At 68.7% G+C, this 25,327-nt stretch carries 15 protein-coding genes; 3 read left to right on the top strand and 12 right to left on the bottom strand.

The features are described from left to right. Positions 1 to 37: 37 nt before the first annotated feature. The 4 genes from ACIA76_RS08430 to ACIA76_RS08415 form a co-directional block, all read right to left on the bottom strand. On the bottom strand, positions 38 to 12,871 hold the full coding sequence (locus ACIA76_RS08430) for a hypothetical protein (RefSeq protein ID WP_397149990.1): 12,834 nt from the start codon (positions 12,869 to 12,871) through the stop codon (positions 38 to 40). Positions 12,872 to 12,888: 17 nt separating this feature from the next. Further along, positions 12,889 to 13,362, bottom strand: coding sequence for a YbaB/EbfC family nucleoid-associated protein (locus tag ACIA76_RS08425; protein WP_397149988.1), 474 nt, complete (start codon positions 13,360 to 13,362; stop codon positions 12,889 to 12,891). Between the two features lie 6 nt (positions 13,363 to 13,368). Beyond that, the gene (locus ACIA76_RS08420; RefSeq protein ID WP_397149986.1) at positions 13,369 to 13,713 is read right to left on the bottom strand and encodes a hypothetical protein; all 345 of its coding nucleotides are present in this window, start codon (positions 13,711 to 13,713) and stop codon (positions 13,369 to 13,371) included. Positions 13,714 to 14,183: 470 nt separating this feature from the next. After that, on the bottom strand, positions 14,184 to 14,966 hold the full coding sequence (locus ACIA76_RS08415; RefSeq protein WP_397149984.1) for a MerR family transcriptional regulator: 783 nt from the start codon (positions 14,964 to 14,966) through the stop codon (positions 14,184 to 14,186). Positions 14,967 to 15,127: 161 nt separating this feature from the next. Here ACIA76_RS08415 and ACIA76_RS08410 point away from each other — a divergent pair, with 161 nt between their 5' ends. The 3 genes from ACIA76_RS08410 to dtd all read left to right on the top strand — a co-directional run bounded on the left by ACIA76_RS08410 (position 15,128) and on the right by dtd (position 19,611). Then, positions 15,128 to 16,681, top strand: a complete 1,554-nt coding sequence (locus tag ACIA76_RS08410; RefSeq protein ID WP_397149981.1) for an amino acid permease — start codon at positions 15,128 to 15,130, stop codon at positions 16,679 to 16,681. A gap of 180 nt (positions 16,682 to 16,861) precedes the next feature. Next, positions 16,862 to 19,108 (top strand): tetratricopeptide repeat protein, encoded by a 2,247-nt coding sequence (locus ACIA76_RS08405; RefSeq protein ID WP_397149979.1) that lies wholly within the window; start codon positions 16,862 to 16,864, stop codon positions 19,106 to 19,108. 59 nt (positions 19,109 to 19,167) lie between these two features. Then, the gene (gene dtd, locus ACIA76_RS08400) at positions 19,168 to 19,611 is read left to right on the top strand and encodes a D-aminoacyl-tRNA deacylase (protein ID WP_397149977.1); all 444 of its coding nucleotides are present in this window, start codon (positions 19,168 to 19,170) and stop codon (positions 19,609 to 19,611) included. A gap of 68 nt (positions 19,612 to 19,679) precedes the next feature. Here the strand turns inward: dtd and ACIA76_RS08395 are convergent, their stop codons facing one another. From ACIA76_RS08395 to rpsE, 8 genes are all read right to left on the bottom strand, one after another. After that, positions 19,680 to 20,138 (bottom strand): hypothetical protein, encoded by a 459-nt coding sequence (locus ACIA76_RS08395; protein WP_397149975.1) that lies wholly within the window; start codon positions 20,136 to 20,138, stop codon positions 19,680 to 19,682. A gap of 165 nt (positions 20,139 to 20,303) precedes the next feature. Next, complete coding sequence (locus tag ACIA76_RS08390) at positions 20,304 to 21,110, bottom strand: DUF6585 family protein (protein WP_397149973.1); 807 nt, start codon at positions 21,108 to 21,110, stop codon at positions 20,304 to 20,306. 140 nt (positions 21,111 to 21,250) lie between these two features. Further along, positions 21,251 to 22,051, bottom strand: a complete 801-nt coding sequence (gene map, locus ACIA76_RS08385; protein WP_397149971.1) for a type I methionyl aminopeptidase — start codon at positions 22,049 to 22,051, stop codon at positions 21,251 to 21,253. Positions 22,052 to 22,056: 5 nt separating this feature from the next. Continuing rightward, complete coding sequence (locus ACIA76_RS08380) at positions 22,057 to 22,602, bottom strand: adenylate kinase (RefSeq protein WP_397149969.1); 546 nt, start codon at positions 22,600 to 22,602, stop codon at positions 22,057 to 22,059. Then, positions 22,599 to 23,918 (bottom strand): preprotein translocase subunit SecY, encoded by a 1,320-nt coding sequence (gene secY / locus ACIA76_RS08375; RefSeq protein ID WP_397149967.1) that lies wholly within the window; start codon positions 23,916 to 23,918, stop codon positions 22,599 to 22,601. Before secY ends, ACIA76_RS08380 begins: the two co-directional genes overlap by 4 nt. 109 nt (positions 23,919 to 24,027) lie before the next feature. Further along, a complete protein-coding gene (gene rplO / locus ACIA76_RS08370) occupies positions 24,028 to 24,471 on the bottom strand; it encodes a 50S ribosomal protein L15 (protein ID WP_397149964.1) in 444 nt (147 codons plus the stop codon). Next, positions 24,468 to 24,653, bottom strand: a complete 186-nt coding sequence (gene rpmD, locus ACIA76_RS08365) for a 50S ribosomal protein L30 (protein WP_397149962.1) — start codon at positions 24,651 to 24,653, stop codon at positions 24,468 to 24,470. Before rpmD ends, rplO begins: the two co-directional genes overlap by 4 nt. Before the next feature lies 1 nt (position 24,654). Beyond that, positions 24,655 to 25,305, bottom strand: a complete 651-nt coding sequence (gene rpsE, locus ACIA76_RS08360) for a 30S ribosomal protein S5 (RefSeq protein WP_397149960.1) — start codon at positions 25,303 to 25,305, stop codon at positions 24,655 to 24,657. Positions 25,306 to 25,327 lie beyond the last annotated feature (22 nt).

Raw genomic sequence — 25,327 nt, 5'->3', positions numbered from 1 at the left:
TCCGGTCATCGGACGACGCGCTGCATACCTCATGACGTCACCGGAAGATCCCCGCCCGCCGGGCCGGATCGGCCACGATCTGCTCGATCACCCGGCCGAAGTCCAGATCCGCCCCCGGGAACGGATACCGCGCATCGAAGACGCACGCACCCGCCGAACCCACCTGGAACCAGGCCTGCGTCGCATCCGACCGCCCCCAATAGACGCGCACAGCGGCATCATCGAGATCGACCGCCCCACCGTTGACCCACAACCACAACCTCCCGTCCCGCCGATACAGCACCCCCGGCGCCTCGCCGAACCGCCCGTAGATCCCGGCCGTCGCCCCGATCGTCGCCGAAAGCCCGTGCAGCGCCCCGGTCGCGGGATCGAACGCCGCGGGACCACCCATCCCATCGGCTGGTTGCACCACCAATCGCGCGGGCTCCGACCGCCGTTCAGGCTCCCACCGCCGAGTACCACCGCGCGCCCGCCCCGCACCACCTGTATTCCCTTGTGGGGCCGTCATTCCCGGCGGCAACGATATCGGCGGTAGCTGCGGCGGAGTTGGAATGTCCGGAGGCACAGGGAGGCGCCCACCGGTCGGATTCGGCTGCGGCACCGGCCAGTCCGGCGGGATCACACCATCCGGCGGCCGGATCGGCGGCTGCCCCGTCGGAGGTGTACCGCCGGTCGCAGGGGGAATACTCGGTGGCTCCGGCGAACTCGGCCCGCTCGGGAAGGGCGGGGCCGACGATCCCAGCGGCACAGGGGGTTTCGGCTCCGGTGGCTCGGGCGGCAGATCCACCTCCGGCGCCTCGAGCTCCGGCGGCTCCCACTCGTCATCAGGCATATCAACGGAGAAGAAATGCGGCGGATGCGGAATCCGCGACAGGAACACCCGTCCGGTCCCCTCGGGTCGCCTCGGCGTTGCCGGTGCCACTTCGCGAGGCTCGGGCTCCGGCCCGATGAGGCCGTGGCGCTCGGCGGCCGCCTCCTCGCGCTGTTCGACCGCCGCCGTGGTGTCCGAATCACTGTGACCTGCCTGGTCTTCCGAGATCTGTGTGGCCGGATCACTCTCCCGCGCTGTCTGAGATCCCTCGGGTTCACCCCGCCCGCCGGACTGATCCTCGGCCTCCGCCGGCCGCCGCTGCGCACCACCGTCGCTGTCGTCGTCGCGGGTCGGCTCCGGCGCGGTCCGCGCCGCGCCCCCGTCCTCCTCACCGGGCCCCTCGTCCTGGGCGCGGCGATGTTCGTCCAGCAGCGCGGACAACTCCCGCAAACCCCGTGCGCGCGAACTCACTTCGGCGCGCAGCTCGGCATGCGCGGTGGCCAGGTCCTGCGCCGACAGGCGCTCATGGGCCTCGATGACGCCGTCGCGGAAGGCGTCGTAGACCTTGACGTACTCGTCCAGGCGCGCCTGCAGATCGGCGCGCAGCTCAGCATCGCGGGCCTGCTGTTCCTCGGTCAGGGTCGGCTTCTTGGGTTTTCCGCCCGCCGCCTCGTGCGCATCCTCGAGGTCCTTGCGGAACCTCTCGTATTCCTCGTACTTCTCGACGAATCCGGCGCCATCGGCGTCCAGCCCGGTGATGCGGGCCCAATCGCGGTGTACGCCGCGCTCGGCCAGTCCGGCATTGCCCGCGAGCCGTCCGGCGAAATCGACCGGATCGCCGAGTACCTCGTGCAGATGTCCGGGCGCGCTGTCATCGAAAACCCGCATTTCACTACGGGTATTCGCATCGCCGGGCCTGGCCGCCGGTTCGGCGGCCAGCACGGTTCGCACGAATTCGGTCAGCGGATCGATCACCTCGTCGGTCCGGCCGCGGCGCACCAGTTTGTTCAGCGCCCGGCGCAACCGGCGTTCGCCGATGCCGGTGGGATCGGGTCGCTGCCGGAAGTCCGCGTCGGTCCGGTGCCCGTACAGATCGCGGGGTTCGAGCCCGAGGCCGGGGGCCAGCCGGTTGCGGGCGATCAGAATATCGCCGCGCGCACCGTAATTCAGCTCGCGCACGCAGTCGACGAGCGCGCGCACGAGTCCATCGCGCTGCGTGCGGTCCAGCGTGGGATCGAGCAGCAGCCGCGCGATCCGCTCCGGCGTCGCCTCGTGGGCGCCGAGCAAATCGGTGACCAGCTCGCGCAGGCGCTCATGCGCGATCGGTTCATGCCCCGGCATTCCCGCCCCGGCGATGCGCGGATCGGCCCGCGCATCGCCGTGCCAAACCGGATCGGAAGCGTCCAATTCCATGAGCCCGCGGACGTATTCGGTGAGGGCGTCGGTGAGCCGTCCCCGCTCGTGCGGGCGATAAGCCAGATTGGCGATCTCCCGGGCCAGCCGCTTACCGTCGATATCCTCGGCGTCAGTCTTGTAGACCAGATCGTCGCCGACCTTGTGCGGATGCAGATCCTCCGCCGCCAACCCGAGCCGCCGCGCCAGCCGATCCTGCGCCGCGCTGACGGCGTCGCCATCGACCTTCCGCATCTGACGCGAATACTGCGCGAGGGTTTCGGTAATCCGATTCCGCCAGGTGGCACTGCGTTCGGGGTCGGCGAGCCAGTCCGCGACCCGCTCGGGCGTCAGCTCACCCGGCCGCACCCCGACGCGATCGGCCAGCGCCGCGCGAACCATCGCGGCATCGTTGAACCGCTCGATGGCGTCGGCGCTGCGCACGTAGTCGACCAGCGCCTCGATCTGCACCGCCCGCACCGCATTTCGGAGCAGCTCGGCGCCGACCAGATCCGATCCCGCCCCGGACAGCAGTTCTCGCGGCGGCAGCTCCAGCCGCTGTGCCAGTTCCCGCACCTGCCGTTCGATCTCGTTCACCGGACGCTGCGGTGCGATCGAAATCTCGTGCGGGGCGGCGTGTTCGAGTTCCTCGACGGGACGTTCCGGCGTTTCGTCGACCAGCCGCCACCGGCCGCCCTCATCGCGCACCAGCATCGCTCGCACCGGACGGCCGTCGATCTCGGCATCGACGAAACGTGCTTGCGGCGTGTCGATTCCCGCGATGCGCACCGCGCCGTCGTGATCGACCCAGCCGAGCCGGAAATCGGGCGTGAGCTCCCCGCGGTTCACCGCGGTCGCCTGCTCGGGATGGTCGCGCAGGAAGCGGGCGAGCAGCTGTTCGTGCCGCGGCTCGGTCGCGAGCACGACCAGCCCATCCGGCTCGCCCGGCACACGCCAGACCCCGTCATTCAGTTTGGTTCCCCCGAGATCGCGCTCGAGCCAGGCGGTTCCGGTCTGCTCGATCAGTTCCTCGCCCGCGTGCCGATAGCTCTCGTCGACGCTGCGATACTGCTCGGCCAGCTCCCGCAGCCGCCCCAGCGCCTCGATGCGCCGCTCGGTCCCCTCCCGCAGATCGGACCGGATCTCCGCCAGCCGTCGCGGATCGCGCGGCACATCGCCGGAGAGCATGTCCTCCCAGGTGGCGCGCTGCTCGCGAATCTGCTCGCGGCGCAACGCCTCCTCGAAGAACAGTCGCAGACCGCTGTCACGCGGGCGGCCGTGCTCGTCGAACAGTTCGGCGGCGCTGGGCGGCGGCGAACTGGTCTTGTTGTTGATCCCGGTCCACTTCTGCAGCCAGGTGTCCGCGTCGTGGGCGCGCACCAGCTCCTGCAGGAACCGCGCCATGGGATCGTCGCTGCCCGCATCGATCTCGTGGCTGTAAGGCACGATCGCGTCCGCGGCGTTGTACCAGCGGGTGGCGTCGAGCAGCCCCTCCGCGACCGCGGCGCGGCGGGCGATCTGATACTCCAGATGATCGATCGCGCGGCGCACCGATTCATGGGTGAGATCGGGCAGGTCGACGCCGTACTCGCGGGTCAGTGCGACGATCTGCTCGGCGGCTTCGGATCGCTCCGCGCCCAGATCGTCGACCCTGCGCAACTGATCTTGCAGTGCCGCAAGCCCTTCCGTGCCGGTGCGGTAGTCCTGTTCATGCTCCGGATGGTCGCCGGGCGGCAGTTCAGGGCGCCGCTCGACCGGTTCGACGGGCGTGGCCTCGTCCGGCTCGTCGGGGCGGTTGAAATGCTCGAGCTGCTCGCGGGGCAGGCCGACCTGGGCGGCCAGATTCGGATCGGCCTCGCTGAACCACGGCTCGTATTCGGATCCGTCGGCCAGCCGCGACGGCGGCGCCGAATGGTCGTGGCCGCGCCGCAGGAAGAAGTCGCCGATGCGCTCGCGTTGCTTCCAGAACGTGATCAGCTCGGTGGCCAGGCCCAGGGGCAGCTTCTTGATGAGGGCGTCGGCCCCGCTCAGCGCGTCGATCGTGGCGGTCACATCGGAGTGGACCGGATGCGGCGGCACGGGCACCGGCGCCGCCGCATCGGGCGCGCCACCGCCGGTGTGCTCATGTTTGGGCTCGGTCGCGGTCTGCAGCGCCCCACCGGATCCGGACGGCGCGCCCGGGGCGGGTTCGACCGGCGGCGCGAGGATCTGCTCCCACAGCCTGCGCAGCCACGACTTCTTCTCCGCCGCGGTCGCCTCGGTCGGCTCCTCGGTCCCCGCGGGGCGCGGCGGCTCGTATTCGCTGATGCGCCAACCGCCTTCGCCGTCGGGCTCGGCGCGCAACCGCGCCCGCTCCCCGCCGACCTCGACGATCAGATCGTGGACGCCGGGCGGCGCGGGCAGGCGATCGGGATCGGTGAGGGCTGCCAGATCGGCGATATCGTAGGCCTCGCGCCGAATGTCTTCGCGCAGTTCGGCCAGTCGGCGGGCGCCCGCCTCCAGGGTGGCCGGATCGACCCCGAGCAGCCGGGCCCAGCCGTCGCGTACGGCGGCGATCTGTGCGGCGTGCTCGGGATCGGTCGCCTCCTCGTGCCGGACGATCTGCTCGGCCAGCGCCTCGATCGCACCGGCACGCAATGCGATTCGATACCGCAGCTCCTGCAGGACTCGATCACGCTCGGTCTCGATCCGATCGTCGAGGCCCAGCCGCTCCCGCAGCCGCCGCAGGAACTCCCCCTCGGACCGGATCCGCGGTTCGGACGATTCCGAACGGTGGTGGCCCGCAGAGGTTCCGGAATCACCTTCCAGCGCACGGTGTCCGGGGCCCGAACCCAGCTCCTTGGGCGCCTGCTCGTCGCCCTCGAAGCGCCAATACTCCTCCCCGGCGTAGACCTCCTCGAGGTCCAGCGGGCCCATATCCTCCGGATAGCGCATCGTCCGTGGCCCGCCCTCGGGGTCGAAGAAGCCCCGGACCCTGGCCATTTCGGCGAGATCCTGGAGCGCGGCCAGCGGATCCGGATGATCGCCCAGCGCCTCGGCGAGGCGTAATGCCTCCACCAGATCACGCGCGTGCGCGATCTCGGCCTCGGGCCGGTTCGGCGGCGGATCGTCGATCCGCGCCGCGGCGTCGGCGATGAGAAACTTGCGGACCTGATCGAGCGGGCGGCGACGATGCGCCTCGGGCTCCTCGCCGTTCCCCGGCGGCTCCGCGCCGTTCCCCAGCGGCTCCGCGACAGTCGCGGGCGGCTCCGCGACAGTCCCGGGCGGCAGCTGCTCGCCGCCGTCGCCGGTCGACTTCTCGGGGCGAGAGGTCAACTCCCGCACCCAATCCGCCAGCTCGGCGTTACGCTCCGCCGACCATTCCGCCTGCCGGGCCAGCTGTTCCTTCAGCCAGCTCCCCGGATCGGCATCCGCCTCGCGCCGCATCTGCTCGGCCCGCTCCGCGGCCTCGCGCGCGGCGCGCTCCTCGGGCGTCTCCCGGCTCTGCCCGACCGAATCACGCTCGCGCGCGGCCGAATCCCGCTGCGCCTCGCGCAGCAGTCGCTCCCGGGTGGGCTCGTCGACCCGATCGATCGGGTGGCCCTCGCGATCGAACAGCACTGCCTCGGTGCTGTGCACATCCCTGGACAGCCGCGCCGGATCCGCATGCTCGGCGCCGGTGGCCGGATCGCGCACGATGATGCGGCCGTCCTCGTTCACCAGCAGATACGCATGTCCACCGACGCCGTGCCGATCCGCGGGCCCCCGGTACATATCCACCACGAGCGCGGCCGCGCCATCGCCCAACTCCCGCAACCGATTCGCCACGGACGCATGATCGGCGAACTCGTGCAGTCGCCCACCCGCCGCGGCGATCAACTCTCCGCGGGTCATCCCCTCCGCGCCGACGACCCGCTCCAGCAGGCGGATCCCGGATTCGTCGCCGAATCGGTTCAACAGTTCCCGCAGTGACAACTCGCCGCAGCGGCCGCGATTCGCATCGTCGAGCAGAACCCGGAGCTCGCGGTCGACGTGGTTCCCGGCAGCGGTCCGCTCGGGTGCGAGGGCGAGTTTACGCACCGCGTGTTCGCCGGGATCGCGGCTGCCGTCGCCCGGATCGGGGCGCGCGGATTCGCCCGGCTCCGCCGCGCGCGCGGCGTCCCAGGCCCGCCCGGCCGTGGCCACCAGTGCGGTCATATCGCCCACGGTGAATTCGCCGTGCGCACCGGCGGGCGTATCGGTGTCCAGCTGTTCGCGGATCAGCCCCTCGTCGAGGGTGCGCAGCAAGTCACGACCACTGTCGGTCTGCGACAACAGATCTCGCAGCTGATCAGGGACGGCGTCCAAGGCCCGCCCGATGCGCGGCTCGGAATCTGTCCGCGCATGCGACTCGAGCTCGTCATAGGACCACGTCAACCGGTCATGCGAACCACTCAGCGGTACAGCATGTTCCGGTCGTACCCGGGCCGGACCCGAGTCGGGGAACACTGTCTCACCCGGCCGATCCACGACCCTGGGCAGCGGCGGCTGCTGATCCGACAGACGACGGACAGGCCGGATCGGGGGATCCCCGTCGATTCCGTTGCCACCCGGATGCGGCGTCGATCCGTCATTCGGAGCCGAAACCTGGTGCGGCCGAGTCGTCGTCTCGCCCCGGGGACCGGAAGTCTCAGGGCCCGATGATGTTTCAGTCTCCACCGGTCCGCCCCGCCGAGTGGGCCGAGTCGGCGGTTCATCGTCCACACCGTCGCGCCGCGTCTGCGACTCATCGCTCACCTCATCCGTACGCCGCCTGGTCGGGCGGGTGGGCGGATCCGGCTCCTCGCGCGGATCGGTCTCGTCGCGGGTGCGGACGGGATCCGGGCGGGCGTGGGATTCGATCTCGGTCAGGCGCTCGAGGACGAGGTCGTGCCAGTGTTCGCGGTCCAGCGCCACGAATTCCGGGCGCGTCCGCCGCACCCGATCGCGGATGACCGCCAGCTCCGGCTGGGTGAGGTTGTGATCCACGAATTCGACGCGGCCGTCGGGGCGCGCCCGGACGAAGCGTTCGGCATAGCGGGTCACATGTTCGGCGGTCAGGTTCGGGGTCTCGAAGGCCCGATGGGTATCGACCCAGGCATGCCGTCCGTCCGGCTCGATCACCAGTCGGTCGACGCCGCGCGGCAGCCCGACCAGGGCGTCGTGCAGGCCGATGCCGACCCGGCCGTATCCCTCCCGCGCGAGCTGCTCGGCCAGGGCGGGATCGACGCCCTCGTAGTAGACCTCGCGCCCGACGGCCTTCGCCCGCGGCGCCGGCACGCCGAGTGCCCGCGCCAGATGTGCCGACAGTTCGTCGGCGGCCGCGAAGCGCGAGTTGAGCATCGTCTTGCGGATGTACACGTCGCCGGTGTTATGGGTGACCAGCTCGACCTTGCGCACCCCGATCACGGTGGTGTGCTCGCCGAGCGGCTCGACCGTCCGCACGCCGCTCGCTCGCGCGGCCAGCACCCGCTCGTCCCAGGGCTGCACGCCATTGGCACGATCCCAGATCTCGCCGTAATGGTCGCGATACGATTCGTCGCCGATCCGGTGCTCCCGCACCTCGGACCGCAACGCCAGCAGACCGGCCTCGTTGGCCATCCGATCCAGCACCGGCGCCAACCGCTCGGGCACGGGCCGGCCGTCCAGGCCCATGCTGTCGACCAACCGCGCCCGGGCGCGGTAGTACGCCTCGGTATAGGCGTGCGTACCGACCGGCTCCGGCACCGCGATTCCACCGGCCCGAAGCTGCAGCGCCGCAACGATTTCCATCGCGTGCGCGCGGGTTTCCTCACCGATCATCCGCTCGATGAAGGCGTCGCGCGGCAATCTCGCCGGCTCGAGCAGCGCCTCGACCCGATCGCGGCTCGCGCTGATCTCGCTGTGGATCGCACCGTGCACCAGCTCGCCGAGATGCTGCTCGTCGGACATGCCGACGTCGAGCACCAGCCGCCTACCCACCGAGTCGTAACCGTGTTCGGCGGGATCGGCGGTATGGACGATCTCGACATCGCGCAGCACGCCCTCGGCCCACTCACCGGCCTTAGTACCGCGCAGCCGTTCCAACAGCGGCGCCAGGCGCTCGCGTGTCGCCGTCTCCACCAACCGCTGCGGATGTAACGACGGTTCCGCCGGGCGTTCGATCAGCCGCGGCGGCTCCCACATATGGATCGCACCACCGGCCTGCAGCACCACTGCCCGATACTCGACCTGGGCGTCGCGGCCCGCCTCGATCACCCGGGGATCGTCGAGCACATCGTGGTGACGACCGGGCTGCGCCGCGATCACCAGCCGCTTCGGATCGCCGGGCAGCAGCACCGCATGCTCCGCGATGCGTTGTGCCCCAGGATTATCCCGCACCATTCGATCGATGACGTCGGCGGCGACGACCGCGTGCTGCTGCCGCAGCCGATCCCAAGTGCGGGTGTGCGAGCGCAGATCGCGTTCGTCGGTCAGATCGGACAGCTCGCGGAGCCGGTGCTGATCGCGCAGCAGATCGGGCGTGCGCTCCGGGGGCGCGGTGGCCAATTCGCGCTCCCGCGCGGCCAATTCGCGGGCCACCCGGTGGCGCAGGTCGGCGGTATCGCGTGCGGCGATGCCCCGCTCGATCGCCAGATCCGACAGCGTGGCGTCCAGTTCCCGCAGCCGCACATCGTCATGACTGCGATGCAGATCCACCGCACGCATGCGCGCGATGCCCTCGGGCGTCAGGTCGTAGTCGCGCGGATGCCGGGCGGGCGCCGCATGCGGTGGCGGCGGTTGCTGGGGATGGGCGGCCAGATGGTCGGCGGTCTTGTCCCACTCCCCGCCGTAGGCCTTCGCGTAGCTCCCGCCGTCACGCCACCGGAAGTCACGGATCTCGTGATAGGCCGCCTCCCAGGCCGATTCGTGTGCCCGCTCGTGAATCTGCTCGGGAGACAGGGTGATATCGCGCCCGCGCCGGGCGACCGCCTTCTGATAGGCCGTGTCATAGGTATGTTCGATCCCGCCGACATCCACCCGGACACCCTTGGCGCGCAACTCCTTCGCCAGCACCGCCTCCCGCAGGAAGCAGTCGGTCTCCTCGGTCACCTTGAGCCGGATGTACTCCGCCCGCGAGATATCGGTGATGGGACTCGGAATCCGCCGCCCCGCCACGAACATCTCACCGTGGGTCAGCTCATGCAGCAGCGTGAAGGCCTGATCGACGAGTGTGCGCCCGGAGGTGAACACCCGGGCGGCATGTAGATGGTCGTGCCAGAGACCGGCGGCCGTACCGCGTTCGGGCAGCGATTCGAAGACCTCGTGCACCGGCATCGTCGCCAGCCGATCGAGGAGTTCGCGCCCGATATCGGTGCTGCGCAACAACTCCCGCGCCTGATCCGGATACGCCCCGAGCAGACGTCCGAAACCCACCCACTGCTCGGTGCCCAGCCGCTCGGCGGCCCCCTGCTCGAACCGGTCCCGCATCGCCTCGTCGAGCTCGTCGATCGGCCGCCCGTCCCGATCGAACAGCACCGCCTCGGTGCCGCGCACATCGCGGCCCAACCCCGACGGATCGCCGCGCTCGATCCCCCCCGCCGGATCGCGCACCACGATCCGCCCATCCTCGTTCACCAGCAGATACGCATGTCCGCCGACGCCGTCGCGATCGGCCGGACCGTGGTAGGTGTCCACTACCAGCGCCGCGGCCCCATCACCCAAGTCCCGCAGGCGATTCGCGATCTCGGAGTGATCGCCGAACTCCGCGAGCCGACCGCCCGCCGCGGCCATCAGCTCCTCGCGCGCCATCCCCTCGGGCCCGACGGCGCGCCCGGGCTCCCGGATCCCGGAGTCGTCGCCGAACATCCGCGACAACTCGCGCAGCGACAGCTGACCACAGCGACCGTCGGGCTCGCGATCGGCCGCGAACCGGTTCGGATGCTCATCGAGCACGGCCAGGATGTGCTGTCCCGCTTCGGATTCCGAGAGCAGCTCGCGCACCTGATGCAATTGTGCCGGATCGCCGTCGGGTCCCAGGGCGTGCAGCACCGCCCGGCCGTCGGGCATGCGCGAGAGCGCATCTCGGATGGCGTCGGCATATGCACCGAATGTGGTCGCGCGCTCGGCGGCCGCGGCGGCGTCCGTCTCGCCCTCCGCCATCAGCCAGGTGCGGGCGCGGTTGCTGATGCGGTCGACCGGGCGGCCCTTGCCGTCGAACAGGACCGCCTGCGTCCTGCCGAGCTCGCGGGTGACCCGTGGCGGATAACCGTGCTCACCGTCGAGTTCGTGAATGACGATCCGGCCACGCTCGTTGACCATCAGATACGCGTGCGCGCCCACGCCGTGGCGATCCCGCCCACCGGTGTAATGGTCGACCACCAGCGCCGCGGCACCGTCTTTCATCTTGCGGAGTGTCTCCGCGAGTTCGGCATGGCCGCCCACGATGTCGCGCAACCGACCGCCGGTGGCCCCGACCAGTTCACCGACGCTCATCCCCTCCGCGCCGACCGTACGCTCAGGCAGCCGCACGAACTTGTCGCCGAATCTGTCGATCAGCTTGCGCAGCGCACCCGGACCGCACTGCCCCCGATCGGCCTCCGACCGCGACGGTGTCCGCTGCGACTCCCCCGGATCGCGCGGCCGCGACGATCCGTCCCCCGCATCGGCAGCGCCCGGTCGAGCATGCGCGGCCGATTCGGGCCGCGCCCCCGGCTCACCATGTCCAGCGCCGACCAACGGCGGAATCGGCTCGTCGTCATGCCTCCGCCCCCGATACTCGCCGGGCCTGCCGGAATGCTCCCGCTCAGGCTCCGAATGCCGTTGCGGCTCACGGTCTTCACCCGCTCCCTCGCGAGCCCGCGCCGAGCGATCACCCGCACCGGAGGGCTTCTCCGAGACACCGGCGCGATCACCCACACCAGACGGCTTCTCGGAAACCCCCGCACCGCGATCACCTGCACCGGCGGTTTTCTCGGGCATACCCGCGGCGCGATCACTACCGGCCGTCGGCCGCTCACCCGAGTGACCTGCACGATCACCCGCGCCGGAGGGCTTTTCGCCGCCGCTCGTACCCTCGGGCGAACGGGCGGTGACCCGCTCACCGGCCTCACCGCCGGGTCGGCTGGAGCCACGCGCCTCGGACCCGGTGGACTCGGCACGCACACGTGGGCCGGAATCGGATTGTCCGCGCGGCGAATTCGTCTCGGAGGCACCGGCCCTCGCCGGACTCGCGCCGCGATCGGAGGCCAGGCCACTTGCTGCTCGATCGGTTCCCGACTGCGCCGCCGCACGCGTGTCACCACCCGGACGGGCCGAGTCCGTACCACCCGCGGTCTCGGTGCGGATCGGTGAGGCGCTCGCGCCGCGATCGGATGCGGGAACCTGCGCCGCCGCTCGCGAGCTGTCACCGGCGGCCCCGTCGCCACCGACCCCGGACTGCGGTCGCGTGACACCGGATTCGGTTGCACTGGAATGGCTTTGACCGCTCGAATCCGCACCGTCGGATCCACCCCCACGCGGCGCCGAACCGTCACTCGCCGGACGTACCGCCGACCCATCCCCCGCCAGCCCGGCACGCGGCCCGCCCGACACCCCGCCACCACCGCCCACCGGCGAATCCGCCGCCGTACCACCATGATTCGCATCGAACTCGGGATCAATCGACCCGACGCCACCCACCCGCGCCGCCTGCGGATCCACCCCGGCGGCCACCCCACGCCCCCCGGTCTGCGACATCTCGTAACGCCGGGTGAGCGGACCCTTGAACATGCCGGTGATCGCACCGCTGGCCGCACCGCCGGTCAGCATCCGGGGATCGAATTCGGTGATCCCCTTCTCCAGATTCCCGACCGCCGTATTCCAATCCTTCTGAGCGACATCCAAACCGAACTGGGTCGCCAGCCCGGCCGCCCACCCCGCCGCGCCACCGGCGAGGCCGCCCACCTTCGCGGCGATGATGTCCTTGAAGAACGGGCGAATCCCGACATCCGCGAGCAGATGCCCGGCGAACTCACCGGCCCGCGCGCCGCCGATACCGCCGACCGCGGAGGAGACCGTGGTCACCAGGAATCGATCGACATCGAATCCGCCCTTGCGATGCCCCTCCCCGATCTGGATGAGCTGAATGGCCGCATCCTGCCCCGCGCCGATCAGGGTATTGATCAGAACGTGCCGGAGCAGGAAGCGCAGCACGATATTGCCGATCTTGGTCTCCACCCACCGGGCGATCCGCGCGCGCACCTGAGAGATGAACATGCGAATCGACAGCCTGGTGAAGGCGACCGCCAATGCCTCCTCGGTGGGCGCGGTCGGCGGAAAGGCCCATGCGGCAGCGATTTCGATCGCCAGCAATCCCAGCGAGGATTCGACCATCCACTGGCCGGATTCGATCTCATCGGCCGTACTGTCCGCACCGTCGGCGATGCTGCCGAAATCGTGCGCGAGCCGATGCACCGATCCATTGGTCGGATCGTCGATGGCCTTACCGGCGCCGTCGCGCAGCGAATCGAAGGCCGCGGCGATTTCGTCGCGCGCCTGTCCGGACGGATAGGCGTCCAACGCCGCCCGCTTGGCGGCATCGATATCGTTTTCCAGCGCCGTGAAATCCCCCGACGCCGCGCGCCACAAACCCGCCAGCGCGCGCATCCGGCCCGGGTCGCCGTTCGGCCACTCGGACCCGGCCACCCAGCCGAGGGCATCCATGAGATCCATAAGCTGTCGATCCCCGATTACCAACCGGAATCGGTGACACCCGGCTCTCTGGAATCGTACTTATCCGCATCGCCGAAGATCTCCTGCGTCACCGGCTTGGTCACCGGCGCCCGCTCGGGCTTCGGGACCCGATCGCGCAGATCCGGCATGCCCGGAACCAGGTCCGACAGCTTCGGCAGTCGCGCCCGCTGCTCATCCAGCGGCGCCATCAATTCCTTCGACTTCCGCGCGACATCGGCCGAGGCCTGCTGCACCGCCTCGATGACCGCGCGGGCGAGTTCCGAATACTCGAGATCCTCGACATCGCGGCCGAATTTCAGATCGACCAGCACGCTGTCGGCATTGACGACCGCGGTCACCCGGCCGCGCCGCACCGACGCCCGCCCGAGCAGTGTGGTGCGCTCGCGCTGCAATCGTGAAATCGTCTCCAGCGTGGACTGGATATCCTCCATCAGATCCGGATGACTGTCCGGACCGAATCCTCCCGCCATGGCGAACTACCCTCGCGTTTCGAAGCTTTGGCGATTGCGCTCCTCGAGTTCGCTGCGCACCTTCTCGCCGGTCCGGCGCTGACCGTCGGCGAGGTTTTCGATGTTCGTGATCATGCCCTGCGGACCGGTGAGGCCCTGTTCGACATTGGCCTTGGTCTTCACATAACCGTTGTCGCCGTCGCCATTCGCGAATTGGCTGCCGGTCCTATCGGTCCCCCACGGCTCACCGAGCGCCGAGAGGCCGGTATCCAGCGTCTGCCAGATCTCACCGATTCGGTCGGCGACATGTTGCGTCTTCCCAGCGGATTTCGTGAACGACTCCGGGTCGATCTCCCACTTCTGGGTCCCCATCACCCATCCCTCTCCTGCACCCCGGGCCGTGGATTCGCTTGTGCCCGCTTCGGTTGGCAACTGTCCGAACCATTGCTGTCCACCGTCCCCCCGACGGAGACGAATACGCAAGCCGCCGGAACTCGGGGCCCGGGTCCCAGCAGGGTCGAAGGCCGCCCGGAATCCACCGTTCCCGGCACTATGGCGAAGCCCTGGCAAACCTTGTGTCCCAGACCCGATCGGCCCGGTCGGGGATGTGCCGAACCACCGTCACGTGAATGCCTCCCTGCAGTGGCATTCCGGCGGTTCGGCACATCCCCGGCCCCCCGGGTCCCGATCGCCGAACTCGTTCCTCATCGCTGCCGAATCCTGCACGGCGAAAACTCGTTTCGTAATACCTCTCGACAGGCAATGCCCTAAGGGACTGTTAAGAGTGCTGGGCGCGTGGATGATTCGCCCGTTTCGCCGCGCCGACCGGCGCGCCGCGGCCCTCACCGCTCCGGCAGAATCTCCGACAGCTCCGCGGTATCGCGCTCGAGATAGCGCCCCACATACCGATCGACCAGCTCGGCGGCCACCCGGCCGGGCGCGACCCGCGCCTCGGTCAGCCGCGACGCCAGCTCGGCCACATCCTCGGTCGTGCGGCCGGACTGCTGGAACGACTGCCATGCGGTGCGCTCGAACAGATCCACGAACCGCCGCGCGATGCGATCGCAATCGGCGACCAGACGCTCGAGCTCGTCGAGCACCTGCGTCTGCGGCAAACCCGCGGCAGCGAGCTGATCGGCCACCCGCACGATCTGCGGATCCACCACCCGATAGGTGGCCGCGTCGACCGGTTCGTACATTCCCGCGGCGATCACCCGCGCCAGCCCGTTCGGCACCTCGTGATAGATCTGCGCGAGTTCGGTTGCGGCAACGGCGATTTCGTCGCCGCCGGGATGCGCCTCGGACGGGAAGGCGATATCGGGCCGCTCGGAGACGCCTGCCGCGGCGACGTCGTCATGTTCGCTCACGCCGAGGATGTCACCCAGATCGTCGCCGCGATCCCAGGCCTCCAGCAACTCCCGGATCCCGTTCAGCTTGATGCCACGATCGAGCAGCCGGCTGATGGTCCGCACCCGATTCAGATGCTCCGGACCGTAGAACCCGGTGCGCCCCTTGACCTGTGGCGGCGGCAGCACCCCGCGCTCGTGGTAGACCCGCACGCTGCGCACGGTGGTTCCGGCCTCACGTGCCAGCTCGTCGATCGTGAACTCCGCACCCGCTGACATATCTCAAGGAAACCACACCGCAACATGGGCGGGGCCGGTCCGCGCGCGCCATGACGATCGCGGAAAAATGAGATGACAACCATGTACGAGTGTTGAACGTACCGTTAAGTAGCGGTACGTTAATCGTCGATATGATCGCCATCACATGAAAGGCCATCGTCATGACGACAGTTCGACCGCCGGCGGCAAAGGAGCACGCCGCGGCGCACGCCCTGCACGCTGAGGATGCGGGCTATCACAAGGCGCTCCGCCCCCGGCAGCTGCAGATGATCGCCATCGGCGGCGCGATCGGCACCGGACTGTTCCTGGGCGCGGGCGGTCGGCTACACGATGCCGGCGCCGGCCTGTTCCTGGCGTACGCCGTGTGCGGCGTGTTCGTCTTCTTCATCCTGCGGGCGCTGGGCGAGCTGATCCTGCACCGCCCGTCGTCGGGCTCGTTCGTGTCCTACGCTCGCGAGTTCTACGGCGAGAAGCTGGCCTTCGGCGTCGGCTGGATGTACTTCTTCCACTGGTGTATGACCGGCATCGTCGACATCACGGCGATCGCCGCCTACGTGCACTATTGGGGCTCACTGCAGGTCATTCCGCAGTGGGTCATCGCCCTGATCGCGCTGGTGTTGGTGGTGGCCATCAACATGGTGTCGGTCAAGTGGTTCGGCGAGATGGAGTTCTGGGCGGCCATCATCAAGGTGGTCGCGCTGGTCGGCTTCCTGGTCATCGGCACGATCTTCCTGGCCGGGCGCTTCACCATTCAGGGCGCCAGCACCGGACTCAGCGTCATCAGCGAGCATGGCGGATTGCTGCCCAACGGCGCCGTTCCGCTCGTGCTGTCCACCACGGGCGTCGTCTTCGCCTACGCCGCGGTCGAATTGATCGGCACCGCCGCCGGTGAGGCCGAGAATCCGGCCAAGATCATGCCGCGCGCGATCAACTCGGTCATCGCCCGCATCGCGCTGTTCTACGTCGGCTCGCTGGTGCTGCTCGCGCTGCTGCTGCCCTTCACCGCCTTCAAGTCCGGCGAGAGCCCGTTCGTCACGTTCTTCTCCAAGCTCGGCATCGAGGGTGCCGGCACGATCATGAACCTGGTCGTGCTCACCGCGGCGTTCTCCAGCCTCAACGCCGGGCTGTACTCCACCGGTCGCATCCTGCGCTCGATGTCGATGAACGGCAGCGCCCCGATCCTCGCCTCCCGGATGTCCCGCCGGGGCGTGCCCTATGTGGGCATCCTCGCCACCGCCACCATCGCGCTCGTCGGCGTCGGCCTCAACGCGATCGTGCCGGAGAAGGCGTTCGAGATCGTGCTGAACATGTCGGCGCTGGGCACCATCACGGCCTGGGCCGGAATCGTGCTCTGCCAGCTCAAGCTCTGGCAGTGGGCCCGCGACGGCAAGGTCGAGCGCCCCTCGTTCCGGTTGATCGGCGCGCCCTACACCGGCATCGCGACGCTGATCTTCCTGGCCGCAGTGGTCCTGCTCATGCTGTTCAGCAACAGCGAAGTCCAGCGCGGCGCGGTCATCGCGATGGTCGTGATCATGCTTCCGGCCCTGGTCGGCGGCTGGTTCCTGGCTCGTCGCCGGGTGCTGCACCTGGCCACGGTCCGCGAGGGCTACACCGGCCAGTTCCCGGTCGTCGCCGAACGTCCGATGGAGCACCGCGACGAGCACCGGGCGGATCCGGCCGCGTCCGGCCCGGGCGATGAGGCAGAATCGCGATAAGGCCCATCCGGCCCGGTACCCCGGGCCGGATGCTTCTCGCTCCGCGGCACGGACACCCACCCGTGCCGCGGAGCGGTTCGAGAATGCGGGCCCGGACCGGACCGTGGGGCTGAGAGGGATGCGATGGAAAACTCCAGTGCATCCGACCCCCCGCGCCCGCAGCCCTGGGCGACTCGACGGATGCGGGAGCCGGAGCCGAACGGTAATCCGCCGGCCTGGGCCACCCGCCGCGCGGTCTCCGACCGGCCCTGGGCGCCGGAGCCGAGCGAGACGACCGTCCCCGACGGCGATCCGGGCTCGGGCAGCAGCGTCCGCTCCCGGCCCAGTGTGCGCCGGCTCGGCGCGGGATTGGTCACACTGCCGCGGGTGGCGCCGGTCGATCCGGCCGAGGCCGTACTGTCCGATCCGCTGGTGCCCGAGGCCAAACGATTCTGCTGGAAATGCCTCGAACCCGTCGGCCGTTCGGTGGCGGGCACGCCCGGTCCGACCTCCGGGCACTGCGCGAAATGCGACTCCCCCTTCAACTTCCGGCCCCTGCTCGACAACGGCGATCTGGTCGCCGGACAGTACGAGGTGCGGGGCTGCCTGGCCTACGGCGGAATGGGCTGGATCTATCTGGCCCGCGACCGCAATGTCAGCGACCGCTGGGTGGTGCTGAAGGGTCTGCAGAATCCGATGGATTTCGAGGCTCACATCGTGGCGCTGGCCGAACGCCAATTCCTTTCGGAGATGGCCCATCCCGGCATCGTGAACATCTTCAACTTCGTCAAGCACCGTCCCGCCGACGGCATGCGGACCGGGTACATCGTGATGGAGTACGTGGGCGGCCGATCGCTCAAGACGATGCTGGATCTGAGTGCGCCCCAACGGCTTTCGGTATCCGAGGCGATCACCTACATCATGGAGGTACTGCCCGCGCTGGACTATCTACACTCCTTCGGGCTGGCCTACAACGATCTCAAACCCGATAACATCATGATCGGCCAGGACGAGGTCAAGCTCATCGATCTCGGCGCGGTCGCGGCCCGCGAATCCGGCGGCAATCTCTACGGCACACCCGGATATCAGGCGCCGGAGTTCACCCGCACCGGACCGACCGTGGCCTCGGATATCCATACCGTCGGCCGCACGCTCGCGGCGCTGACCCTGCAGCTGCCCGCCGATCGCGACGGCCACAAGCTGCCGGGCCTGCCCGAGGACGAACCCGTCCTGCGGCGATATCCGGCCTATCGACGGTTGCTGCTGCGCGCGACCGATCCCGATCCGGCGCAACGGTTTCCGTCGGCGTATGCGATGTACCGGCAGCTGGCCGGGGTGCTGCGCGCGGTGCTGGCCGAGGAGACGGGGCGCGAATATCCGCAGGTGTCCTCGGCCTTCGGCGCACCGCGCGGCGAATTCGGGGTCGATACGCTGGTCCGGCAGACCGACGGCCTGGTCGACGGGCGGCATCGCCAGCTCGCGCTGGATGCGACGAGTGTGGTTGCCGCCCTTCCGGTTCCCTCGATCGACGGAGACGATCCCAGTGCGGAGCTGCTGTCCCCGCTGCTGCACGGCGATCCGCGGCTGGCCCTGGACGCCCTGCGGCAGAGCACCGAGGGTATGCGGGCGGGCACCCTCGAACAACCGGAGACCTTCGCCCTCGAGGGCGGGCTGACCGCGGTCCGCGCGCATCTCGATCTGCGCGAGACCGGCACCGCCCGCGAGCGGCTGGCCGCCCTGGCCGACGAGTTCCCCACCGATTGGCGCATCGAATGGTATTCGGGGATCGCGGAGCTGGTGAGCGGGAACTTCGACAAGGCCTATGCGCGCTTCGATCTCGTCCATTCGCGGGTTCCGGGCGAGATCGCGCCGCAACTCGCGCTCGCGGCCACCGCGGAGCTACTGCTGCAAACCCTCGACGAGCCCGCGGATCTCGAACGCTGGTGCGCGGCCGCGACGCAGTACTACCGGGCCGTATGGCGCACCAATCGCGGTGTGACCAGCGCGGCCTTCGGCCTGGCACGACGGCTGGCCGCCGACGGCGACACCGCCGCCGCGGTCGCCACGCTGCGACAGGTCCCGGAGACCTCGCGACATCACAACGCGGCGGTGCTGACCGGCTGCCTGCTGCGGGTATCACGCCCGGCGAACGAGATGACCCAGGCCGACCTGGACGAGGCGGCCGATCGGCTACAAACCCTGCCCGACGAGCCGAGACTGTTCCAGCTGCGGGCCATCGTCCTGGGCGCGGCCCTGGCCTGGCTGCGCGGCGGGGGCCGCCCCGACCATCCGGCCGCGACGATCCTCGGCTCGCCCTACACCGAGGCCGGACTGCGCGAGGGACTGGAATCGGTGCTGCGCATCATCGCCCGCACCAGCCCCCACCGCCTGCAGCGCTACGCCCTTGTCGACCTGGCCAATTCGCTGCGCCCACGCTCCTGGTGGTGACCAGTCCATCCGGCGTGCACGGTGGATGATCTTCCGCGGAGCTGACAGGATGGGCAATCGTGCGAGTACTGGTGCAGCGGGTGCTGTCGGCGCGGGTGAGCGTCGGCGACGAGGTCGTCGGCAGTATCGATCCGGCCGTGGCGGGGGCGCCGCACGGCCTGCTCGCCCTGGTCGGCGTCACTCACGACGATACGGAGTCGATCGCGAAGTCCTTGGCCGACAAGCTGTTCCGGCTGCGGATCCTCGACGGTGAACGCTCCGCCGCCGATCTGAACGCACCCATCCTGGTGGTCAGCCAGTTCACCCTCTACGCCGACACCGCCAAGGGGCGGCGGCCCTCCTGGTCCGCGGCGGCGCCGGGCCCGATCGCCGAGCCGCTGGTCGACCGTTTCGCCGCCACGCTGCGCGAACTGGGCGCCACCGTCGCCACCGGACGCTTCGGCGCGCATATGCGGATCAGCCTGATCAACGACGGACCGGTGACGCTGCTTCTGGAGGCGTGAGGGCGCTGCGCTCCGAGCGAACGCCGCTTCGTGGCGAAATCTCCCAAGCGGCCTCTGACCGGCGTCGATCAGCGACGTCCCCCGGCGAACAGCCGAGCCCGCCGCACCTCGTTGCCCAATACCTCGGACACGAACCGGCCGATATCACCGTCGGCCGGGACACCGGCGTAGGACCGCTCCCATATCGTGTGGCCGCCCAGCCGAATCCGGAACCACGCCGCACCCTCCGCACCCGCTCGCCAATCCACCTCCGTCCCAGGCTCATCGAGCCCGACCACCGACTCACCCACCCGCAACATCAACCTCCCCCGCTCCCGATAGAACACCATCGCGGTATCCCCCACGCTCCCGAACACCCCACCCACCACCGCACCGGCATCGGCCGCCACCGTCCGAATATGCCCACTCCCACAATCCAATTCCGCGAGATCCCCGAACCCTGCCAACGCCCGCACCAACACCCGCGACTCCGCCGGATACGCCGCAGCACCCGGGGCGACCGCAGAGACCCCGACCTTGGTCACCACCACCGTCCCCTTCCATCCAGACCGGCTACGACGATCACACGCCCCGAACCTCTGACAGAAGGGGTCGGAGTCCGATTTGACGACTTCCCGACATCCCTTGTGCCACACCGGATCTCACTGCCGCGCATCGAAGCCGGTCGGGCACCCGGGATCGATCCATCGATGTCACGCCTCGTTGACGATTTCCTGACGCGACATCCGCATCCGATCGACGAGCGCACGGAAGATCGGATAGTTCGGAATCAGGCTGACCGGCAACGATTCCAGCGGTTGCGAACGCCCCACGACCTGCACGCTCAACCAGCCTCCGATCACCTCGAGCTCCTCGACCCGCGACCACGACACGGCGTCCCGCCCGGCCCCGATCTCATCCCTGGTCAACCAGAACCGGTCGAAGTCCAGGCGTGCGCCCGCATCCAGCGCCGCACTCATCCCCGGCAGTTGCGCCTCGGTCACGGCCCGCTCGATGGCCGGACCCCACTGCTGCGGCCGCTCGAACCCGTGCCGCAGCACCACCGGCACGCCCGTGACGTCGGTGACCGTATAGGTGTACGAAATCTGCCCGGGCCCAGGATTCTTCGTCAGCTGCAGGATCTTGCGGCGAACCCGGGTCGTGTCGTATCGAATCACCCGCACCCGCCCCCGATAGGTGAGGACGAGCCCCTGCTCGTACAGATCCAGCCGAGTCCCGCTGTTCCGGGCCGTGATCAGACCCGACCAGCCCCACCCGGCCAGTCCCCGAACCCCGCAGACCACCGCGACGGTAAGCCCCACGATCCCCAGTACGGTCGCGCCGAACGTGAATCCGAGCGCCGCGGCGAAGGCGCCGACCGCCGCGACGATGGCGATCACGATGTGGCGCCGGGCATCCGGCGGCACGGGCAGATACGCCGCACCATGCCGTCCCAATCGTTCCCGTGCCGCCGCCTCGTCGAGGACGGCGGTCTCCACATCCCGCGTAGCCGTCGTCATTCCCGAATCATGCCCATCTGCCCCAGGTGCCAAAACCCCCTTGACACAATCGATGCGCCGCGCCCACAGATGCGAACGCACCCCTTCCGAGTTCCGGAAGGGGTGCGGGCGAACAGGGGTGATGCAGGCTAGGGGTTGACCTACTCGGGGCGGAGCGTCAAGATCCGCGGCCCGTCCTCGGTGACCGCGACCGTATGTTCCCAATGCGCGGCCCGGGTGCCGTCGTCGGTGACCACGGTCCAGTCGTCGTCGAGAATATGGGACTGCGTGGTACCCAGGGTCAGCATCGGTTCGATGGCCAGCACCGAGCCGACCACCAGTTTCGGTCCGCGGCCGGGGTCGCCCTCATTGGCCAGGAACGGATCCATATGCATCTGCCGACCGATCCCGTGCCCGCCGTAGCCGTCGACGATGCCGTAGGTCCGGCCGTGCGCCTTCTCGGCCGCCCGCGTGCCCAATTCGATCGCATGCGAGACGTCGGTGAGCCGGCCACCGGGCAGCATGGCCGCGATTCCGGCCTCCATCGAGAGCCGGGTGGCCTCGCTCAGCAGCCGATCGGCCTCGATGATGGTTCCGACGCCGAACGTCCACGCCGAATCGCCGTGCCAGCCGTCCAGGATCGCGCCGCAGTCGATCGAGACCAGATCGCCCTCGACGAGGACGTCGTCCTTCGACGGAATCCCGTGCACCACACGGTCGTTCACCGATGAGCAGATCGACCCCGGAAAGCCGTGATACCCCTTGAAGGAGGGCACCGCCCCGGCCTCACGGATCGTCTGCTCGGCGACCTCGTCCAGCTCCAGCGTCGATACGCCCGGCTTGGCCGCGGCACGCACCGCGACCAGCGTCCGGCCGACGATCGCGCCGGCGGCGGCCATGGCGTCGAGCTCACCGGCGGTGCGGAACGGCACGACCTTCTTGTTCTTGCGACCGAAGACCATTCCCGTCAGCGACCCAGCGCCCGAAGGATGCGCTCGTTCACTTCCTCGACCGAGCCCACGCCGTCCACCGAGACGACCTGGCCGTCGTAGTGCTCGAGCAGCGGCTCGGTCTCGTCGCGGTAGACGCGCATGCGGTTGCGGATCACGTCCTCGCTGTCGTCGGCGCGGCCACGGCCCAGCATGCGCTCGACCACGACGTCCTCGGGCACGGTGATGCTCACGACGCCGGCGAGTTCGAGACTGGACTCCTTGAGCATCGTCTCCAGCGCCTCGGCCTGATCGACCGTGCGGGGATAGCCGTCGAGGACGAAACCGTTGGCGGCGTCCGGCTCGGCGATGCGCGACTCCACCATCCGGTTGGTCACATCGCTGGGCACCAGATTGCCCGCATCCAGGTACTTCTGCGCCTCGCGGCCCAGCGGGGTCTGCTGAGAGATATTCGCACGGAAGAGGTTCCCGGTGGAGATGTGCGGAACACCCAGCTTGTCCGACAGCAGTTCAGCCTGCGTGCCCTTGCCGGCACCCGGCGGTCCGAGCAGTACGAGTCTCACCTGAGGAACCCTTCGTAATTTCTGTTCATCAATTGGCTCTCGATCTGTTTGACCGTATCGAGGCCCACACTCACCACGATCAGCACCGACGTACCACCGAACGGCAGGAAGCTCGATCCGCCGGCCGCCCCGATGTGCAGAAGCAGGTTCGGCAGCACGGCCACCAGACCCAGATAGATCGAACCAGGCAGAGTGATTCGGCTCAGGACGTACTGGAGATAATCGGCGGTCGGCTTACCGGGACGATACCCCGGAATGAAACCACCGAACTTCTTCATCTCGTCCGCGCGTTCCTCCGGATTGAAGGTGATCGCGACGTAGAAGTAGGTGAAGAACACGATCAACGCGAAGTAGATCGCCATATACGCCGGGTTACCGGGATTGACCAGGTATTTCTGGATGATCTCCTGCCACCAGCTACCGGAGCCCGAATTCGACTGGGTCAGCTGCGCGACCAGATTCGGCAGATACAACAGCGAGGAGGCGAAGATCACCGGGATGACACCGGCCTGGTTGACCTTCAACGGTAGATAGGTCGAGGAGCCGCCGTACATCTTGCGGCCGACCACGCGCTTGGCGTACTGCACCGGAATCCGGCGCTGGCCCTGTTCGACGAAGATCACCGCGCCGATCACCAGCAAGGCCGCGAAACAGACCAGGCCGAAGATCAATCCGCCCTTGCTGTCCAGAATCTGCTTGCCCTCACCGGGGATTCGCGCCGCGATACCGGCGAAGATCAGCAGCGACATGCCGTTGCCGACACCACGCTCGGTGATCTGCTCGCCGAACCACATCACCAGCGCCGCACCGGCGGTCATCACCAGCACGATGATGATCATGCCGAAAATGCTTGTGTCAGCGAGGATGTCCTGGGGGCAGCCGCGCATCAGCTGCTTGCGGGCGGCCAGCGCCACCAGGCCGGTGGCCTGCAGAATCGCAAGGGCGACAGCGAGATAACGCGTGTACTGCGTCATCTTGTTCTGGCCCGATTGGCCTTCCTTGCGCAGCTCCTCGAAGCGCGGGATGACCACCGTGAGCAACTGAATGATGATGCTCGCGGTGATGTAGGGCATGATGCCGATCGCGAATACCGACAGCTGGAGCAGTGCGCCACCGGAGAACAGGTTGATCAGCTGGTAGATACCCGCCGAATCACCGCCGGAGACGACGTCGATGCAGTGACGGACCGCCTTGTAATCCACACCGGGAGACGGCAGCGTCGCGCCGATCCGGTACAGCACGATCAGGCCCAGCGTGAAGAGAATCTTCCGCCGTAAGTCCGGGGTCCGGAAAGCCGACACGAAGGCGGAAAGCACAGATCCTCCTGGCTAACGACATGGGGCGGTGGCAGACAACAATTGAACTCTAACAGCGACGCCGGACGGGCTCTCACCCGTCCGGCGATCACTATCTCTTCGGTCTGTGTCAGCCCAGCTCGGTGGCGGTGCCACCGGCCGCGGTGATCTTCTCCTTGGCGGAGCCGGAGAACTTGTCGGCGCTAACCTGAACGGCCACACCGATTTCCCCGGTGCCGAGCACCTTGACCAACTCGTTCTTACGCACCGCGCCGGCCGCGACCAGCTCGTTCTTACCGACGGTGCCGCCCTGCGGGAACAGCCGGGCGATGTCGCCCACATTCACGACCTGATACTCGACGCGGAAGGGGTTGGTGAACCCCTTCAGCTTCGGCAGCCGCATGTGGATCGGCATCTGGCCACCCTCGAAGCGGGCGGGAACATTCTTGCGAGCCTTCGTACCCTTGGTACCGCGGCCCGCGGTCTTACCCTTGGATCCCTCACCGCGACCCACACGGGTCTTCTCGGTCTTGGAGCCAGGGGCCGGACGCAGGTGATGCAACTTGATGGTCATGCGTTGACCTCCTCAACGATAACGAGGTGGCGCACGACGTTGATCAGCCCGCGGTTCTGGGAGTTGTCCTCGCGAACCACGGTCTGGCGGATACCGCGCAGGCCGAGGGTGCGAAGCGACTCCCGCTGATTCTTCTTGGCGCCGATCGTGGACTTGATCTGAGTCACCTTCAGCTGTGCCATATCAGGCTCCCTGTCCGGCACGCGCACGCAGCATGCCCGCCGGGGCAACGTCCTCGATCGGCAGACCGCGGCGAGCGGCCACCTCTTCCGGACGCTGCAGCATCTTGAGTGCCGCCACCGTCGCGTGCACGACATTGATGGCGTTGTCGCTACCGAGCGACTTGGCCAGGATGTCGTGGATACCGGCGCACTCCAGCACGGCGCGCGCGGCACCACCGGCGATCACACCGGTACCCGGCGAGGCCGGACGCAGCATGACCACACCGGCCGCGGCCTCACCCTGAACCGGGTGGACCACGGTGCTGCCGATCATCGGAACGCGGAAGAAGTTCTTGCGAGCCTCTTCGACGCCCTTCTGGATGGCCGCGGGAACTTCCTTGGCCTTGCCGTAGCCGACGCCGACCAGACCGTTGCCGTCGCCCACGATCACCAGGGCGGTGAAGCTGAAGCGCCGACCACCCTTGACGACCTTGGACACGCGGTTGATCGCGACAACGCGCTCGAGCTGATTCTTCTCGGCCTGAGTCTGCTCGCGACGATCGTCGCGGCGACCGCGACGCTCGCCACGACCGCCGTCGTTGCTGTTGCTGTTTCCGTTCTGTCCGGCGGGTCCGTTGCCGCCGCCGCCGTGCCGTTGACGTCCCGGGGGCATCAGACGTTCCTTCCGTTCATAC

Origin of the sequence: Nocardia sp. NPDC051570 (assembly GCF_044454005.1) — a bacterium.
In the GTDB taxonomy this organism is placed as follows: Bacteria; Actinomycetota; Actinomycetes; order Mycobacteriales; family Mycobacteriaceae; genus Nocardia.
The sequence above is the reverse complement of the archived record's forward strand: the minus strand, read 5'-3'. Positions and strand labels throughout refer to the sequence as shown.

What these genes read in the sequence shown, in the direction of transcription:
- ACIA76_RS08390 (WP_397149973.1), bottom strand. Translation starts at nt 21,110, where the DNA reads ATGACGACGGCTACGCGGGATGTGGAGACCGCCGTCCTCGACGAGGCG.
- ACIA76_RS08405 (WP_397149979.1), top strand. Translation starts at nt 16,862, where the DNA reads ATGCGGGAGCCGGAGCCGAACGGTAATCCGCCGGCCTGGGCCACCCGC.
- ACIA76_RS08425 (WP_397149988.1), bottom strand. Translation starts at nt 13,362, where the DNA reads ATGGCGGGAGGATTCGGTCCGGACAGTCATCCGGATCTGATGGAGGAT.
- ACIA76_RS08420 (WP_397149986.1), bottom strand. Translation starts at nt 13,713, where the DNA reads ATGGGGACCCAGAAGTGGGAGATCGACCCGGAGTCGTTCACGAAATCC.
- ACIA76_RS08430 (WP_397149990.1), bottom strand. Translation starts at nt 12,871, where the DNA reads ATGGATCTCATGGATGCCCTCGGCTGGGTGGCCGGGTCCGAGTGGCCG.
- ACIA76_RS08410 (WP_397149981.1), top strand. Translation starts at nt 15,128, where the DNA reads ATGACGACAGTTCGACCGCCGGCGGCAAAGGAGCACGCCGCGGCGCAC.
- map (WP_397149971.1), bottom strand. Translation starts at nt 22,051, where the DNA reads ATGGTCTTCGGTCGCAAGAACAAGAAGGTCGTGCCGTTCCGCACCGCC.
- rpsE (WP_397149960.1), bottom strand. Translation starts at nt 25,305, where the DNA reads ATGCCCCCGGGACGTCAACGGCACGGCGGCGGCGGCAACGGACCCGCC.
- rplO (WP_397149964.1), bottom strand. Translation starts at nt 24,471, where the DNA reads ATGACCATCAAGTTGCATCACCTGCGTCCGGCCCCTGGCTCCAAGACC.
- rpmD (WP_397149962.1), bottom strand. Translation starts at nt 24,653, where the DNA reads ATGGCACAGCTGAAGGTGACTCAGATCAAGTCCACGATCGGCGCCAAG.
- ACIA76_RS08415 (WP_397149984.1), bottom strand. Translation starts at nt 14,966, where the DNA reads ATGTCAGCGGGTGCGGAGTTCACGATCGACGAGCTGGCACGTGAGGCC.